The 15,530-nt window shown below is 67.3% G+C and carries 15 protein-coding genes; 6 read left to right on the forward strand and 9 right to left on the reverse strand.

Going from position 1 to position 15,530, the window contains the following annotated elements; all coding sequences use genetic code 11:
* Positions 1-2: 2 nt before the first annotated feature.
* From dut to xseB, 7 genes are all read right to left on the reverse strand, one after another.
* Positions 3-452: a dUTP diphosphatase gene (gene dut, locus ACPYIS_RS12625; RefSeq protein WP_424858992.1), complete on the reverse strand. Its 450-nt coding sequence runs from the start codon at positions 450-452 to the stop codon at positions 3-5.
* A gap of 48 nt (positions 453-500) precedes the next feature.
* Positions 501-2,294 carry a TRAP transporter large permease gene (locus ACPYIS_RS12630; RefSeq protein ID WP_424894551.1) on the reverse strand — a complete coding sequence of 598 codons (1,794 nt, stop codon included), beginning with the start codon at positions 2,292-2,294 and terminating at the stop codon, positions 501-503.
* A 14-nt stretch (positions 2,295-2,308) separates the two neighbouring features.
* Positions 2,309-2,926 carry a TRAP transporter small permease subunit gene (locus ACPYIS_RS12635; protein WP_424858990.1) on the reverse strand — a complete coding sequence of 206 codons (618 nt, stop codon included), beginning with the start codon at positions 2,924-2,926 and terminating at the stop codon, positions 2,309-2,311.
* Between the two features lie 149 nt (positions 2,927-3,075).
* Positions 3,076-4,155 carry a TRAP transporter substrate-binding protein gene (locus ACPYIS_RS12640; RefSeq protein WP_425973659.1) on the reverse strand — a complete coding sequence of 360 codons (1,080 nt, stop codon included), beginning with the start codon at positions 4,153-4,155 and terminating at the stop codon, positions 3,076-3,078.
* Between the two features lie 203 nt (positions 4,156-4,358).
* Positions 4,359-6,266, reverse strand: a complete 1,908-nt coding sequence (dxs, locus tag ACPYIS_RS12645) for a 1-deoxy-D-xylulose-5-phosphate synthase (RefSeq protein WP_425973661.1) — start codon at positions 6,264-6,266, stop codon at positions 4,359-4,361.
* Positions 6,267-6,286: 20 nt separating this feature from the next.
* Positions 6,287-7,237: a polyprenyl synthetase family protein gene (locus ACPYIS_RS12650; RefSeq protein ID WP_424858987.1), complete on the reverse strand. Its 951-nt coding sequence runs from the start codon at positions 7,235-7,237 to the stop codon at positions 6,287-6,289.
* On the reverse strand, positions 7,234-7,488 hold the full coding sequence (gene xseB / locus ACPYIS_RS12655) for an exodeoxyribonuclease VII small subunit (protein ID WP_299019433.1): 255 nt from the start codon (positions 7,486-7,488) through the stop codon (positions 7,234-7,236). Before xseB ends, ACPYIS_RS12650 begins: the two co-directional genes overlap by 4 nt.
* Positions 7,489-7,716: 228 nt before the next feature.
* On the opposite strand from xseB, the gene ACPYIS_RS12660 reads away from it, so the two are divergent.
* Genes ACPYIS_RS12660 through ACPYIS_RS12670 form a run of 3 tightly spaced genes read left to right on the forward strand, consistent with a single transcriptional unit; the run spans position 7,717 to position 10,686 of the window.
* The gene (locus tag ACPYIS_RS12660; protein ID WP_424858986.1) at positions 7,717-8,883 is read left to right on the forward strand and encodes an aromatic ring-hydroxylating oxygenase subunit alpha; all 1,167 of its coding nucleotides are present in this window, start codon (positions 7,717-7,719) and stop codon (positions 8,881-8,883) included.
* 46 nt (positions 8,884-8,929) lie between these two features.
* Positions 8,930-9,808 carry a DMT family transporter gene (locus tag ACPYIS_RS12665; RefSeq protein WP_299019477.1) on the forward strand — a complete coding sequence of 293 codons (879 nt, stop codon included), beginning with the start codon at positions 8,930-8,932 and terminating at the stop codon, positions 9,806-9,808.
* The gene (locus tag ACPYIS_RS12670; RefSeq protein WP_299019435.1) at positions 9,805-10,686 is read left to right on the forward strand and encodes a sulfurtransferase; all 882 of its coding nucleotides are present in this window, start codon (positions 9,805-9,807) and stop codon (positions 10,684-10,686) included. The genes ACPYIS_RS12665 and ACPYIS_RS12670 overlap by 4 nt, the downstream gene beginning before the upstream one ends.
* Positions 10,687-10,729: 43 nt before the next feature.
* Here the strand turns inward: ACPYIS_RS12670 and ACPYIS_RS12675 are convergent, their stop codons facing one another.
* Entirely contained in the window at positions 10,730-11,623 is an 894-nt protein-coding gene (locus tag ACPYIS_RS12675; RefSeq protein WP_299019436.1) for a dienelactone hydrolase family protein, read from the reverse strand.
* Between the two features lie 207 nt (positions 11,624-11,830).
* Between ACPYIS_RS12675 and ACPYIS_RS12680 the strand changes: the two genes are divergently transcribed.
* A complete protein-coding gene (locus ACPYIS_RS12680) occupies positions 11,831-12,079 on the forward strand; it encodes a Tar ligand binding domain-containing protein (protein WP_424894547.1) in 249 nt (82 codons plus the stop codon).
* Positions 12,080-12,096: 17 nt separating this feature from the next.
* Here the strand turns inward: ACPYIS_RS12680 and ACPYIS_RS12685 are convergent, their stop codons facing one another.
* Positions 12,097-13,335, reverse strand: a complete 1,239-nt coding sequence (locus ACPYIS_RS12685; RefSeq protein ID WP_132963481.1) for an IS256 family transposase — start codon at positions 13,333-13,335, stop codon at positions 12,097-12,099.
* A gap of 120 nt (positions 13,336-13,455) precedes the next feature.
* Between ACPYIS_RS12685 and ACPYIS_RS12690 the strand changes: the two genes are divergently transcribed.
* Together ACPYIS_RS12690 and ACPYIS_RS12695 are read left to right on the forward strand one after the other, a co-directional pair.
* The gene (locus tag ACPYIS_RS12690; RefSeq protein ID WP_424894546.1) at positions 13,456-14,766 is read left to right on the forward strand and encodes a methyl-accepting chemotaxis protein; all 1,311 of its coding nucleotides are present in this window, start codon (positions 13,456-13,458) and stop codon (positions 14,764-14,766) included.
* A 156-nt stretch (positions 14,767-14,922) separates the two neighbouring features.
* Positions 14,923-15,486, forward strand: coding sequence for a hypothetical protein (locus ACPYIS_RS12695; protein ID WP_299019438.1), 564 nt, complete (start codon positions 14,923-14,925; stop codon positions 15,484-15,486).
* Positions 15,487-15,530 lie beyond the last annotated feature (44 nt).

Below are 15,530 nucleotides of genomic sequence, written 5' to 3' on the forward strand. Positions count from 1 at the left end.
CGTCAGCCGCGCCCGGTGGAGCCGTAGCCGCCCTCGCCGCGCGCCGTCGCCTCGGCGAACGTCTCGACCACGCGGAACTGCGCCTGCACGACGGGCACGATGACGAGCTGCGCGATGCGCTCCAGCGGGGCGATCGTGAACGGCACGGGACTGCGGTTCCAGGCACTGACCATCAACTGCCCCTGGTAGTCGCTGTCGATCAGCCCGACCAGATTGCCCAGGACCAGCCCGTGCTTGTGGCCGAGGCCCGAGCGCGGCAGGATCAGCGCCGCGTAGCCGGGATCGGCCAGGTGGATGGCCAGCCCCGTCGGCACCAGCTCCCAGGCGTTCGGGGCCAGGGTGAGCGGCGCGGACAGGCAGGCCCGCAGATCGATCCCGGCGCTGCCGGGCGTGGCGTAGGCCGGCTGCAGCTCGCGCAGCCGGTCGTCGAGGATCTTCAGGTCGACGTGCATGGTCACGGCGTGGCCGGGGCGGACCCGGGCGGGACCGCCCCGGCCCGTTCACTGCTGGGCCTTCTTCGCCGCCTCTTCCAGCGCCTTGACCGGGTCCAGCCCCTCCTCGTCGGCCGGAGCGGACGACTCCCCTTCCGAGCCCTCGGGTTCGGTGGCACCGCCCTCCTGCTCATCCCCCCAGGGCGCACTGCCGTCGCCGCCGAGCTGGTTGAGCCTCTCCAGCACCGCCGCGTCGTCGACCTGGGCCTTGGCTCCCAGGTTGTCGATCACCAGGCTTGGGAAGGCCATGATGACCGCAACCATGATGAGCTGCAGGATGATGAAGGCGATCGAGCCCTTGTAGATCTGCGCCGTTGTCACCGCCGGGATGCGCTGCTTGGTCACGCGGTCGGTATAGTCCTCGCGTGCGGCCACGCTGCGCAGGTAGAACAGCGCAAAGCCGAACGGCGGCGTCAGAAACGACGTCTGCAGGTTCATCGCGATGATGACGCCGAACCAGATCAGATCGATGCCCATCTTCTCGGCAACCGGCGCCAGCAGCGGGATCACGATGAACGCGATCTCGAAGAAGTCGATGAACATGCCCAGGATGAACACGAGCAGGTTCACGACGATCAGGAACCCCAGGGCGCCGCCGGGCAGCTTGTCGAACAGGTGCTCGACCCAGATGTGGCCGTCCGCCGCGTTGAACGTGAAGCTGAAGACCGTGGAGCCGATCAGGATGAACATCACGAAGATGGTCAGCTTGGTCGAGTTCTCCATCGCCTGCAGCAGCAGCGACAGGGTCAGGCGGCGGCGCGCGGCCGCCATGATCAGCGCGCCCACGGCCCCCATCGCGCCCCCTTCGGTCGGCGTGGCGATGCCCAGGAAGATGGTCCCGAGCACCAGGAAGATCAGAATCAGCGGCGGGATCAGCACGAAGGTGAACTGCTGCGCCAACCGCGACAGCAGACCCAGCCGCGCCACGCGGTTGACGATCGCCGCAGCCAACGCGAAGAACGACGCGATGGCGATGGTGAAAATCACCCGCTCATCGCCCGGTGCAGGTCCGTCACGGCCCGTCAAGGGATTGATCAGCGCCTCGTGGTTCTGCCACCACAGATAGCCGGCCGCGGAGGCCACCAGCAACAGCGCAAACAGCGACCGGTGGCCGCTGGCACCGTTGGGCTCGTTGTACACCCGCGCCTCAGGGGGCAGCGGCGGCACCCACGACGGCCGCACGATGGCCACACCGGCGATGAACACCAGATACAACCCGACCAGCAGCAGGCCCGGGATCAGCGCGCCGGCATACATGTCCCCGACCGAGCGGCCCAGTTGGTCGGCCAACACGATCAGCACCAGCGACGGCGGAATGGCCTGCGCCAGCGTGCCCGAGGCGGTGATGGTGCCGGTGGCGATGGTGCGGTTGTAGCCGTAGCGCAGCATGATGGGCAGGGAGATCAAGCCCATCGAGATGACGGCCGCGGCCACGACGCCGGTGGTGGCTGCCAGCAGGGCACCGACCAGCACCACGGCCACCGCCAGCCCGCCGCGCACCGGGCCAAACACCTGGCCGACGGTCTCCAGCAGATCCTCGGCCATGCCGCTGCGCTCCAGGATGATGCCCATGAGCGTGAAGAACGGGATGGCCAGCAGCGTGTCGTTTTGCATGATGCCGAACACGCGCAGCGGCAGCGCCTGAAACAGCGTGTCCGCAAACAGGCCGATCTCCATGCCGATGAAGCCGAAGAACAGCCCTGTCGCCGCCAGCCCGAAGGCCACGGGGAAGCCGCTCAGCAGAAAGACCAGCAGCCCGGCGAACATCACCGGGACGAAGTTGTTGGTGAGGAATTCGACCATGGTCGTCTCGTCGCTCAGTGTTGGCGGGCCGCCGCGGCGACCTCTTCTTCATGGCGCTTCTCGGCTTCGGCGATGTCCTTGGCGAGCTGCTGCGCCTCGCTCGGGCCCGTATGCGCCAGCACGTCGGGGCCGTGCCCAGTGAGGAAGGCGATGCGCTTGATCAACTCGCTCACGCTCTGCAGAAACAGGATGACGAAGCCCACCGGAATGAGCAGATAGACCGGCCAGCGAACCAGCCCCCCGGCGTTGGACGACATCTCGCCGGACTGCCAGGCGCGCTCGAACAGCGGCCAGCCCAGCACCACCATCATGTAGCACAGCGGCAGAATGAAGACGAGGATGCCGACGATGTCGACCCAGTTGCGGGTGCGGTCGGAGAACTTGCTGGACACGAAGTCGATGCGCACGTGGGCGTTGCGCAGGAAGGCATAGCCGCCGCCCAGCAGAAACACGGCTGAGAACAGGTACCACTGGATCTCGAGGAAGGCGTTCGAACTCATGTCGAACGCTTTGCGCATAACAGCATTACCGGCGCTGATCAGCGTGGTCGCCAGGATCAGCCACATGCCGAGCTTGCCGATGCGGTCGCTGATGGCATCGATCAGCCGAGAGAAGGTGAGCAGCGCTTGCATTCCTATCCCCTGGTTCAGGGTCCCGAACGAGAAAGCCAGGTAGTATACCGACCAACCGGCACGGCCCGCAGGGCGTGCCGGTGCCGCCCGGCCACACACACCAACAAAAACCCCGCTTGCGCGGGGCTGGGGGTGGCCGCCGTCGTCGATTACAGCTTGGCGCCCTGCATGTAGCGATCGAACGCCGCTTCCGGCAGGCGGAACCACAGATTCTGGTCGCGACGGAAGGCCGCGTAGTCGCTGTAGATCTTCTTCCAGTTGGGGTTGGAGTTGCTCAGCTCGTCGTACAGCGCCATGGCCTGCTTGAAGGCCTCGTCCATCACCGTCTTCGGGAACGGCGCCACCTTGGTGCCAGCCGCGACCAGACGCTTGAGCGCTGCCGGGTTGCGGGCGTCGTAGCGGGCCTGCATCTCGGTGTGGGCGTAGGACGCGGCCGCCTCGACCATGGCCTTGTATTCGGCCGACAGGTCGTTGTAGGCCTTCTTGTTGATGTAGAAGTCGAGCTGGGCGCCACCTTCCCAGAAGCCCGGGTAGTAATAGTTCTTGGCGACCTTGTTGAAGCCGAGCTTCTCGTCGTCGTACGGTCCGATCCATTCGCAGGCGTCGATCGTGCCCTTCTCCAGCGCCTGGTAGATTTCACCACCCGGGATGTTCTGCGGCACCGCGCCCAGACGGCTGAGCACCTTGCCGGCGAAGCCGCCCATGCGGAACTTCAGGCCCTTGAAGTCCTGCGGGCCCTTGATCTCCTTGCGGAACCAGCCGCCCATCTGGGCGCCGGTGTTGCCGCCCGGGAAGTTGACGATGTTGTACTGATCGTAGAACTCACGGAACAGCTTCAGGCCGTTGCCTTCGTAGTACCACGCCGTGAGCTGGCGGCTGTTCAAGCCGAACGGAATGGCCGTACCCAGGGCGAAGGTGTCGTCCTTGCCGAAGTAGTAGTACGGTGCGGTGTGACCGGCTTCCACCGTGCCCTGCTGCAGGGCGTCGACGATGCCGAATGCCGGCACCAGTTCACCCGGGGCGTGGACCGTCACCTGAAACTTGCCACCGGACATCTCGCCGATCTTCTTGGCGAACACGTCGGCCGCGCCGTGGATGGTGTCCAGCGACTTGGGGAAGCTGGAGGTCAGGCGCCAGCGCACTGTGGGCTGCGCATGCACGGCCGGGGCGGCACCGGCGGCCAAAACACCGGCGATACCGGCATGTTTGATGACGGAACGACGATCCATGAATCCAATCTCCTACGGTTTTGAGACAGTTTGCGGCTGCGGTCGACGACCGCTAAGCACGGCACAGAGCAGTGTAGTGCAGCCCACGCCTGGCCAGCGGGAGTGTAAACCCTGAGAAACGGCGCGGCTCCCGGTGCTTTGAAGAAGTTTCAAAGGCGCAGCGCTCGCCGTCACAAGGTACCCAGTCCCGCGTCCCGAGGCGATCACGCCGCCGGCGGCACGACGGCCAGTGTGGCCCGGGCAGGTCGCAGCAGCATCCCGAAGCGCTCGCGCACGGCGCGCTCGATGCCCTCTGCATCCAGCCCCAGCCGCGCCAGCAGCAGCGCGGGGTCACCGTGCTCGATGAAACGGTCTGGCAGCCCCAGCTGCAAAACGGGGCGCGACACGCCCTCGGCGGCCAGCAGTTCCAGCACCGCCGATCCCGCACCACCCGCGATGGCCCCCTCCTCCAGCGTCACCAGCGCGTCGTGCGTTTGCGCCAGCGACAGCACCAGCTCGCGATCCAACGGCTTGGCCCAGCGCATGTTGGCCACGGTGGCATCGAGCGCGTCGGCGGCTGGCAGCGCTGCGTGCAGCAAGGTGCCAAACGCCAGTATCGCCACCCCGCGCCCACGCCGGCGCACCTCGCCTTGGCCGAAGGGCAAGGACTCGGGCTGCGCGGGCAGCGCCGCGCCCACGCCCGCCCCCCGTGGATAGCGCACCGCCACCGGCTGTGACAGCTCATACGCCGTGGTCAGCAACCGGTAGCACTCCGCTTCGTCCGACGGGCAGGCGATGGCCAGATTCGGAATGCAGCGCAGGTAAGCGATGTCGTACGCGCCGCAGTGCGTCGGTCCGTCGGCGCCGACGATACCTGCGCGGTCTAGCGCAAACACCACCGGCAAATTTTGCAAGGCCACGTCGTGGATGGCTTGGTCGTACGCGCGCTGCAAGAAGGTGGAATAGATCGCCACCACCGGCTTGAGTCCCTCACACGCCAAGCCCGCAGCGAAAGTCACCGCATGCTGCTCGGCGATGCCGACGTCGAAATACCGGTCGGGAAACCGTTGATGAAACTCCACCATGCCCGAGCCCTCGCGCATCGCCGGTGTGATGCCCACCAGCCGCTTGTCGCGCTCGGCCATGTCGCACAACCAGCGGCCAAAGACCTGGGAAAACGTCGGCTTGGGCGGCTGGGCGGGCGGCACCAGCCCCACCGCGGGATCGAACTTACCCGGGCCGTGGTAGGCGATGGGGTCGGCCTCCGCCAGTTTGTAGCCCTGCCCCTTTTTCGTGACCACATGCAAAAACTGGGGGCCTGCCCCATCGTCGAGCAGCCGACGGATGTTTTCCAGCGTGGGAATCAGCGAGTCGAGGTCGTGCCCGTCGATGGGGCCGATGTAGTTGAAACCAAATTTTTCGAACAAGGTGGCGGGCACCACCATGCCCTTGGCGTGCTCTTCGAAGCGCCGCGCCAGCTCCAACAGCGGCGGCGCGACGCTGAGCACCTGCTTGCCCACCTGCTTGGCGGCGGCGTAGAAGCGCCCGCTCATCAACTGCGCCAGGTAGCGGTTGAGGGCTCCGACCGGCGGGCTGATCGACATGTCGTTGTCGTTCAGGATGATCAGCAGCGGCGCCTTGGTCACCCCGGCGTTGTTGAGCGCCTCGAACGCCATGCCGGCGGTCATCGCACCGTCGCCGATGATGGCGATGGCCCGGCGCCGCTCGCCTTTGGCCTGTGCCGCCAGCGCCATGCCCAGCGCAGCCGAGATACTGGTCGACGAGTGTGCCGTGCCGAAGGCGTCGTATTCGCTTTCGCTGCGCACCGGAAAACCGCTGATGCCCCCCAGCTGACGCAGCGTGTGCATGCGCTCGCGCCGCCCGGTCAGGATCTTGTGGGGATAGGTCTGGTGGCCGACGTCCCACACCAGCCGGTCGTGCGGCGTATCGAACACATAATGCACCGCGATCGTCAGCTCCACCGTACCCAGGTTGGAGCTGAAATGCCCGCCGGTGCGCGCCACGCTTTGCACCAGAAACTCGCGCAACTCGTCGGCCAGCGGGCGCAATTGCTGGCGTGACAAGCGCCGCAGATCGGCGGGGCTGTCGATAGAGGTCAGCAATCCGGTCATGGGTTTCCCTCTAGGCGAGCTCAATAGTGGCGCTGGACAACCCAGCGCGCCAGTGCGGCCAATCGGTGCGTGGCGAGGGTGGGGACTTGTCGCAGTGCGGCCAACGCCTGCTCCAGCAGCGCCTGGGCATACGCCCGGGCCGCCTCGATGCCCAGCAGCGACACGAAGGTCGGCTTGTCCGCCGCCGCGTCCTTGCCCGCCGTCTTGCCCAGCGTGGCGGTGTCGGCGGTGGCGTCGAGCACGTCGTCGATGACCTGAAACGCCAGCCCCAGCGCCCGCCCATAAGCGTCGAGCGCGGCCAACACCGACGCATCGGCGCGGGCGGCGAGTGCCCCCATGCGCACGCTGGCCAACAGCAGCGCCCCCGTCTTGCGCCGGTGCATGTCTTCCAGCGCTGCTTGGTCGAGCCGCTGACCGACCCCTGCCAAATCCAACGCCTGTCCGCCGGCCATCCCCTGCGAGCCCGAGGCGCGGGCCAGCTCGCGCGCGAGCGCCACCGCTAGCGCCGGATCACGCTCGGCCCACGCCGGCGCCACCAGCCACTCGAACGCCAGCGCCTGCAGCGCATCGCCCGCGAGCAGCGCCTGCGCTTCACCATAGCGCACGTGCACCGTTGGTTTACCCCGCCGCAGCACATCGTCGTCCATGCACGGCAGGTCGTCATGCACCAGCGAATAGGCGTGGATCAGCTCCACCGCGCCTGCGGCGCACCACACGGGCGCGTCGCGCGGCGGCTCGACCTCGCCCGCGACCGCTTCCCAGGCCGCCAAAACGAGCAATGGACGCAGCCGCTTGCCTCCGTCCAGCACGGCATAGCGCATCGCGTCGCCCAACCCGGCCGGGGCATCGACAGGCAGCCGGTCATCCAGAAACGACTCCATCTGCGCCAACCGCCGGGCCATCCAGTCGGCCATGTCGCTGGCTGCGCGCCCCGGCTCGCACCGCACCGCTTGGGACAGGGCCACGCTCATGTACCAGGCTCCCAGGGCCGGGTCTGGCTGCCGTCCACGATTTGGATTTGCTGCTCCACCGCATCGAGCCGACTGCGGCAAAACGTGAGCAGCGCCGTGGCCCGCTGGTACGCGCCCAACAAATCGTCCAGCGGCATCTGGCCCGACTCCAGCCGTGCCAGCAGCGCCTCCAGTTCTTGCACCGCTGCCTCGTAGGTGGGCGGCAGTGGCTGATCTTGGGCGTCGGCTGGGGAAGTGGGAGCGCGTGACATATCGGGGCGCGATCGAACGGTGAACCGGTCATTGTAGTCAGTTGCCAGACGCCGCGCGTGGGGGGTACAATTCGGCGTCCCCCGCGGTCTGGTGATATCCAGGCTGGCGGGGGACAGTCCTTTCACCCCTCAAGGAGGTGTCGTTCCACCCACCCGCGCCGAACCGTACCCACGTTTCATCCGCGCTTGTCCGCCCCGTCGTCGGGGGAGTCTGAGGTCAGGATCATCATGTCTGATTTGAGTCTTCCATTGCAGCAGGCCAAGAGCCAACTGCCGGTGTCCGTCTATTTCGATGAGGCGCTGTTCAAGCGCGAGCTGGAGACGATCTTTCAGTCCGGTCCGTGCTACGTCGGGCACGCCAACGCGGTGCCCAACGTGGGCGATTACTTTGCCTTGCCGCAAGAAGGCGAAGGCCGCGCGTTGGTGCGTACCGAGCGCGGGGTGGAACTGGTCAGCAACGTCTGCCGCCATCGCCAGGCGGTGATGCTCAAGGGCCGCGGTAACCTGCATAGCGACGGCAAAGCGCACGCAGGCGGGCACATCGTGTGCCCCCTGCACCGCTGGACGTACAGCGGCGGCCAGCGCGGCATGGTCGAGCTGGGCACGCTGGTGGGTGCCCCCCACTTCGCCCAAGACCCGTGCCTGAACCTGCAACGCTGGCCACTGCGCGAGTGGAACGGCTTGCTGTTCGAGGACAACGGGCGCGACATCGCCGCCGACCTTGCCGGCATGGCGGTGCGCGACGTATTCAATTTCGACGGCATGGTGCTGGGCCACGTCGAGCTGCACGAGTGCCACTACAACTGGAAGACCTTCATCGAGGTCTATCTGGAGGACTACCACGTCGTGCCCTTCCACCCCGGCCTGGGCAACTTCGTCACCTGCGACGACCTGCGCTGGCAATTCGCCCCCGAATATTCGGTGCAGACCGTAGGCGTGCAAAACCTGGCGGCCAAGGCCGGCAGCCCCGTGTACCAGCGCTGGCACGAGGTGCTGATGCGCCACCGCGAAGGCAAGCTGCCCGAGCACGGCGCGGTGTGGCTGACGTACTACCCGCACATCATGGTGGAGTGGTACCCGCACGTGCTGACCGTCTCCACGCTGCACCCGATCGCGGTGGACAAGACGCTCAACCTCGTCGAGTTCTACTACCCCGAGGAAATCGCCGCCTTCGAACCGGAATTCATGGAGGCGCAGCGCGCCGCCTACATGGAGACGGCTATCGAGGACGACGAAATCGCCGAGCGCATGGATGCGGGCCGCAAAGCCCTGCTGCAGCGCGGCACGAGCGAGGTCGGCCCCTACCAAAGCCCAATGGAAGACGGCATGCAGCACTTCCACGAGTGGTACCGCGCCCGCATGGGGCTGCCCGCGCACGGTGACATCGACGGCTGATCGCAGCAACTCCCCCCACCGCGCCTCGCCCCGCGAGGCGGGATGGATGGTGGTGGGCGCGTTGCTGTTCGCGTCGATGGGGGTGTGCATCAAGCTCGCGGCGAGTCACTTTCACAGCTTCGAGATCGTTGGCTACCGCGGCCTCATCGGCGTGCTGTTTCTGCTTGCGCTGACCCGGGCACGCGGCGTGTCGCTCGCCACGCGCGTGCCGGTGATGCACCTGTGGCGCAGCGTCGTGGGCACGATCTCACTGCTGACGTGGTTCTACGCGATCGCCGCGCTGCCGCTCGCCACCGCCATGACGCTCAACTACATGAGCAGCGTGTGGGTGGCCACCTTCTTGCTGGGAGGCGCCCTGTTGCTGCAGCGCCGACGGCGCGCGTTGCGCGGGCAGACGCCGCTGTTTTTGACCGTGTTGATCGGTTTTGCCGGTGTGGCACTGGTGCTGCGCCCCACGTTCGACGATGCGGCCGCCCTGGGTGGTCTGGCGGGTTTGCTGTCGGGCCTGTCGGCAGCGCTGGCCTATCTGCAGGTGGCGGCGCTCGCCCGCGTGGGCGAGCCCGAAAGCCGCACCGTGTTTTATTTCTCCTTGGGCGCGACCGCGGTCGGGTTGGCTGGCACGCTGGTCGTGGGCTTTAGCCCCCTCGATACCGTGCAGGCCCTGTGGCTCATTCCCATTGGCCTGCTGGCCGTGCTGGGCCAGCTGTGCATGACGCGCGCTTACGCCAGTGGTGCCACGCTGCTGGTGGCCAACCTGCAGTACAGTGGCATCGCGTTTGCGGCGCTGTACGGCTGGCTGTTTTTTGGCGATCGGCTGCCGCTCATCGGCTGGGTCGGCATGGCACTCATCGTGGGCAGCGGTATTGCGGCAACCGTGCTGCGTGCCCGCGCTGCACCGCGCCTGCCGGCAGAGGAACATGCATGAACGCGGACTTTCCCTCCCCCTTGATCGACGTCGCCTCTGCGCGCGCATGGATGGCCAGCGGCCGTCCGGTATGCATCGTCGACTGCAGCTTCGAGCTCACCGACCCGCACGCGGGCCGCGCACAGTACCGCAGCGGCCACATTCCCGGTGCCCGCTACGCACATCTGGACCACGACCTGAGCGCGCGCCCGGGCGAGACGGCCGTCAACGGCGGGCGCCATCCACTGCCGACCCGCGAGGCCATGATCGAGCGCCTGCGCGCCTGGGGTGTGCGGCAGGGTGAACCCGTCGTGGTTTACGACCGCCAAGGGGGCATGGTATGTGGACGCTTGTGGTGGCTGCTGCGCTGGTGCGGGCATGCGCCCGTGGCGGTGCTCGACGGTGGCTGGCGCGCGTGGGTGGCCGCCGGGGGCCCAGTCGCCCAGGGCGACGAGCCGCTTGCTCCTTCGGTGGGCGACGCCACGCTGGGTGAGACGGGCGTGACGCTGCGCACCCTGGCGGAGGTGGTGCGCGACCTGGGCCGCCCCACGCAGACGCTGGTGGACGCGCGCGCGGCGGCCCGCTTTCGCGGCGAGACCGAAGCGCTCGACCCGGTGGCGGGCCACATTCCGGGCGCGCTCAACCGGCCTTTTACCGACAACTTTGGGCCGGACGGGCGCTTCAAGGACGCCGCCACCTTGCGCCGCGAGTGGGGCACCCTGCTGGCAGGCCACGACCCTGCCACCGTCGTTCACCACTGCGGTAGCGGCGTCAGCGCCATTCCCAACCTGCTGGCCCTGTACATCGCCGGCTTTGGGCTGGCCCCGCTGTATGCCGGGGGCTGGAGCGAATGGTCGCGCGCCGAGCCCTGCCTGCCCTGTGCGCGCCACGTGCCGTGAGGCGCGGGCGGGGGGGCGTCTCGTCAAACGGCCATGTCGAGCTTCATACCGCCCCATGCTGGGCAAACCAAGCCAGGCAGCGCCGCCAAGCATCGGCGGCTGGCTCGGCGCGGTAGGTGGGGCGGTAGTCGGCATGGAAGGCGTGGGGCGCATCGGGGTAGACCACGAAGCGCGAGGCGCGCGCCGCTGCGTTGCCCTGCGCCAGTGCCGCTTGCATGCGCTCCACCGATGCCAGCGGTATGCCTGTATCCGCCCCGCCGTACAAGCCCAGCACCGGCGCCTTGAGCTGATTCACCACGTCGATCGGATGGCGCGGCTGCAACGCGGTGCGCTCTCCTTCCAGCCGGCCGTACCAGGCCACGGCGGCCTTTAGCCGTGGGCTGTGCGCCGCGTACAGCCAGGTCTGGCGGCCACCCCAACAAAAGCCGGTAACGGCGGCGCGTTGGCCGTCGCCGCCGTGAGCGACGGCCCAATCCAGGCAGGCGTCCAGGTCGCGCGCCACCTGTTCGTCCGGGACCTTGGCCACCACTTCGGCCAGCAGGCGCGCCATCTCGCCGTAGCTGGACGGGTCGCCCTGACGCACGAACAACTCCGGCGCCAACGCCAGATAGCCCGCACGGGCAAACCGTCGCGCCGTGTCGGCGATGTATTCATGCACCCCGAAGATTTCGGACAGCACCAACACCACCGGCAAGCCGACGCGCCCAGCCGGTGCGGCACGATAGGCCGGAATGGTTTCAGCCCCGACGGGAATCTGCACGTCGCCCGCCACCAGCCCGTCGGCGGGCGTCTTGATGGCCGTCTGCGCCACCAGGGGCCCGGCAGCAGCGGCGTACCCCAAACCCAGCGCCCCGCGCAATAGACCCCGCCGGCGTGGACCCGCCCCGGCGTGAGTGACGTCGAGCAAGGCATGAACATCACGCTCGTTCAGTGACATGGCACCTCCTTGGTGTGTGGGGGCGATGTGCCGTGCCCCCCGAACCGGCATCTGAGGGTGAATCCGGAACCATCCGGTATGCGAGCTATGGTACAACGGCACCATGGCTGGCTCGTGCTGTCTGTGCCGACCCTACTCGCTTTGCGGGTTTCGGCGCCCCGGGCTGCTTTCTGGACATTCCCTTCCTGCTCTATCACCCCCATTGTCATGCTCAACCGCATCCGCCTTACCCAACGGGTCTTTGCCGTCATCGTGGGTTATCTCGCCGTATTGGGGCTTGTCGTGGCCTCCGGCCTGTGGGGACTGTACTCGGCCAAAGAAAGCTTGCGCAGCATCCACAGCCACCGCATGGCGATCAGTGAATCGTTGGCCGTGCTGTTGCGCAATTATTACGACAACCGCCTGCACGTGCTGCTGGGGGGATGTCCTGTTTTTTGTGTGTGGGGCGGTTTCTGAATCTGTCCTCGTGTCGTTCAGCGTGGTGCGAGGGTGAAGCGGTCGCCGTATAGTATCGCGAACTGGTTCATCGCCGATTTCCACTCCTTGCTCGCCCGCTTCCAGTCCGCGGTGATGTTGCGCAAGGCCAGCCAGATCAGCTTGGTGGCCGCCTCGTCGCTTGGGAAGTGCCCGCGGCTCTTGATGATCTTGCGTAACCGCGAATGCACGCTCTCGATGGCGTTGGTGGTGTAGATGATCCGCCGCACTTCGGGCGGGAACGCGAAGAACGGGATCACCCGGCTCCACGCCCGCCGCCAGGCCGCGACCACGGTCGGGAAGCGCTGGCCCCACGGCCCTGCCTCGAACGCGTCCAGCGCGCGCTCGGCGGCCTCCGCGCTCGGTGCGGTGTAGATCGGCTTGATCGCCGCGGCCAGCGCCTTACGGTCCTTCCAGCTCGCATAGTCGAGGCTGTTGCGGATCAGGTGCACGATGCAGGTCTGCAGGGTCGTGGCCGGAAACACCGCCTCCAGTGCCTCCGGCAGGCCCTTCAGGCCGTCGGCCACGCCGATCAGCAGGTCCGTGACCCCGCGGGTCTTGAGATCGTTGAACACCTTCATCCAGAACTTCGCGCCTTCGGTGTTCTCGATCCAAAGCCCCAGAATGTCGCGGGTCCCGTCCGGCAGCACGCCCAAGGCCAGATACACCGCCTTGTTGCGCACCACGCCGTCCTCGCGGATCTTCACCCGCAGGGCATCGAAGAACACCACCGGGTACATCGGCTCCAGCGGCCGGGCCTGCCAGGCCCCCACCTCGGCCATCACCGCGTCGGTGACGGCGCTGATGAACTCCGCTGACACCTCGATGGCGTACATCTCGGCCAGATGGCCCTGAATCTCGCGCACCGACATGCCGCGGGCATACATCGAGATGATCCGGTCGTCAAAGCCGGCAAACCGGCGCTCATGCTTCGGGATCAGCTGCGGTTCGAAGCTGCCGGCCCGGTCGCGGGGCACCTCGATCCGCAGCGGCCCGCCGTCGGTCAGCACGGTCTTGCCGCTGCGGCCGTTGCGATGGTTCCCGCAGCCGCCCTCGGGGCTGGCCAAGTGCACGCCCAGCTCAGCCCCCAAGGCGCGCTCGATCACGGCCTTCTTCAGCTTCTGGAACACGGCCTCGACGCCGGCGGCGTCCATCGGTCCGGGGATCAGCTTCTCAAGCAGCTCGTCGGGAAGAATGGCGTCCGGCTTCGCGGCGGGGGTGGTCTTCTTGCGTGGCATGGGGGCTCCTGGAAGTCGTCATGGTAGGCCCCTCACACAAAAATCCTGACACCCTCGCTGCTGGCGTTCCAGCACGCGCCGGACAGCCCGACGCGCGCGCTGCACGACCATCCCACGTCGATGCACTTGGACGTCATCGCCAACCAGCGCGAGTCGAACAATGCAGCGCTCAAGGCCATCGAAGCGCTAACCCCGATGATGGACGAAGAAGAGCGGCGCTTGTTCGACCAGGTGCAGGCGGCGCGCAAGGGCTGGCAAGTCAAACGTGACCAAGCCCTGCAGGCATTGCGGGACGAAAACTTCGCCACCGACGTGATGCAGGCCTTCCTCGTCGCGGGCCGCACCGAGGGTGCCGCCTTCGAAAAAGCCATGCAAGCGTTGCGCGAGTTGCAGTTGCAGCGCGCCGACGCCGAGGCCCAGGCTGCCGAGCGGCGCTACCAGCTCAACCTGGCCCTGGTGGTGGCGGTGTTGCTGCTGGGGGCACTCCCGATGACGGTGCTGATGATCGCCACGCAGCGGCGCATGTCCGAAGGTTTCCGCGTGGCCGACGAAACCGCCAGCGCGATCGCCAGCGGCGATCTGTCGCGGCCCGTCACGGCTTCGGGCGCCGACGAAATCACCCATCTCCTGCAACAGATGGAGCAGATGCGGCGCAACCTGCGCGAGCTCATCGGCAACGTTGCCAGCGCAGCCGACAGCATCGCCAGTGCCGCCGCTCAGGTCGCCAGTGGCACGCTCGACTTGTCGCAACGCACCGAGCAGCAGGCGAGTTCCCTGGAGCAGACCGCCTCGGCCACGGAGGAGCTCAACAGCACCGTGCACCAAAACGCCGCCAACGCGCGCCAAGCCGACGAGATGGCGGAGAAGGCCACGGCCGTGGCCGAGCGCGGCGGTGCCGTGGTGCGGCAGGTCGTCGAGACGATGAACGGGATCAACGCCTCGTCGCAGCGCATTGCCAACATCATCGGTGTCATCGATGGCATCGCGTTCCAGACCAATATCCTGGCGCTCAACGCGGCGGTGGAAGCGGCGCGCGCGGGCGAAGCGGGACGCGGCTTTGCTGTCGTGGCCAGCGAGGTGCGCAACCTCGCGCAGCGCAGCGCCGAAGCCGCGCGCGAGATCAAGGCGCTGATCGACGACTCGGTGACCACCGTCAGCGCGGGCAAAGAGCAGGTCGACGCGGCTGGTGCCACGATGGCCGAGATCGTGCACAGCATCGAGCGCGTGACGGAGCTGATGCGCCAGATCGCCACCTCCAGCGCCGAACAGGCCGACGGCCTGGGGCAGATCAACCAAGCCGTGGCGATGATGGATGGGGTGACGCAACAAAACGCCGCCCTGGTCGAGGAGGCGTCCGCAGCAGCCGCCGCGTTGCGTGAGCAAGCGCAGCACCTCACGCAACTGGTCGGGCGTTTCCGGTTGGGTGGTTGACGCATGCCCGGGCGGCTCACCCAAGGGTGGCGTATCAGCGTGCTCTCCCGCCGTGGTCCACACTCGGCGACGGCGATCGCGGCCGCACTGCTCCTGCCTGCCATTCTCTCGGGTTGCGGGGCTGTCACACCGCCCGCCAAAGCGCCCGAAGGTGCCATGGCAGCATTACCCCCTGCCACCGACGAGCACTTCCTGCTGCGCCAACAGGCGCAGAGCTGTGTGCTAGAGTTGCGCGGCGCGATCGATGCCTCCACCGTGCGGCGCATCGAGGCCCCTCTGCGGTCCGTCGAGCGATTGGACTGCGCGCGCAAGGTGCTACTGTTGCGTGCGGAGGACGGGATCGTGGGTGATGCCATCACACTGGGGGCGATGATCCGCAACCGCGGCTACACCACCCAGGTCGCGCCCGGCGGGACCTGTCGTACCCCGTGCGCACTGGTGTTTGCAGCGGGCATCGAGCGCTGGTTGCCCGCAGAGCCGCAGCCGGCGCGACTGGTATGGACGCTGATCCCGCCGGACGCCGATTTCGGCCACCGGCAGTGCGAAGCCGAGCTCAGCCGCGCCCAGCAGGTGACCCTGATGCGCTACCTGCGCGCGATGCTGCCACCGCAAGCGGCATTGACCGCCTACCAAAACCTGCAAGCAGCAGACTGCCGCAGCGCGGTCACCACAGACCCGGCGCAGGCGCTGGCCAGCGGGCTGGCCACCACCATCCGCTGATGGCAGCCCACGCAGGGGTGGCACCCCACCAGCAAAGCGCCGTC

It is taken from the genome of Tepidimonas sp. HKU78 (assembly GCF_049860815.1).
Taxonomy (GTDB): domain Bacteria; phylum Pseudomonadota; class Gammaproteobacteria; order Burkholderiales; family Burkholderiaceae_C; genus Tepidimonas.

Excerpts from the sequence above, each read along its gene's own strand:
- dut (WP_424858992.1), bottom strand. The coding sequence starts at position 452 with ATGCACGTCGACCTGAAGATCCTCGACGACCGGCTGCGCGAGCTGCAG.
- ACPYIS_RS12630 (WP_424894551.1), bottom strand. The coding sequence starts at position 2,294 with ATGGTCGAATTCCTCACCAACAACTTCGTCCCGGTGATGTTCGCCGGG.
- ACPYIS_RS12635 (WP_424858990.1), bottom strand. The coding sequence starts at position 2,926 with ATGCAAGCGCTGCTCACCTTCTCTCGGCTGATCGATGCCATCAGCGAC.
- ACPYIS_RS12640 (WP_425973659.1), bottom strand. The coding sequence starts at position 4,155 with ATGGATCGTCGTTCCGTCATCAAACATGCCGGTATCGCCGGTGTTTTG.
- dxs (WP_425973661.1), bottom strand. The coding sequence starts at position 6,266 with ATGACCGGATTGCTGACCTCTATCGACAGCCCCGCCGATCTGCGGCGC.
- ACPYIS_RS12650 (WP_424858987.1), bottom strand. The coding sequence starts at position 7,237 with ATGAGCGTGGCCCTGTCCCAAGCGGTGCGGTGCGAGCCGGGGCGCGCA.
- xseB (WP_299019433.1), bottom strand. The coding sequence starts at position 7,488 with ATGTCACGCGCTCCCACTTCCCCAGCCGACGCCCAAGATCAGCCACTG.
- ACPYIS_RS12660 (WP_424858986.1), top strand. The coding sequence starts at position 7,717 with ATGTCTGATTTGAGTCTTCCATTGCAGCAGGCCAAGAGCCAACTGCCG.
- ACPYIS_RS12665 (WP_299019477.1), top strand. The coding sequence starts at position 8,930 with ATGGTGGTGGGCGCGTTGCTGTTCGCGTCGATGGGGGTGTGCATCAAG.
- ACPYIS_RS12670 (WP_299019435.1), top strand. The coding sequence starts at position 9,805 with ATGAACGCGGACTTTCCCTCCCCCTTGATCGACGTCGCCTCTGCGCGC.
- ACPYIS_RS12675 (WP_299019436.1), bottom strand. The coding sequence starts at position 11,623 with ATGTCACTGAACGAGCGTGATGTTCATGCCTTGCTCGACGTCACTCAC.
- ACPYIS_RS12680 (WP_424894547.1), top strand. The coding sequence starts at position 11,831 with ATGCTCAACCGCATCCGCCTTACCCAACGGGTCTTTGCCGTCATCGTG.
- ACPYIS_RS12685 (WP_132963481.1), bottom strand. The coding sequence starts at position 13,335 with ATGCCACGCAAGAAGACCACCCCCGCCGCGAAGCCGGACGCCATTCTT.
- ACPYIS_RS12690 (WP_424894546.1), top strand. The coding sequence starts at position 13,456 with ATGCACTTGGACGTCATCGCCAACCAGCGCGAGTCGAACAATGCAGCG.
- ACPYIS_RS12695 (WP_299019438.1), top strand. The coding sequence starts at position 14,923 with ATGGCAGCATTACCCCCTGCCACCGACGAGCACTTCCTGCTGCGCCAA.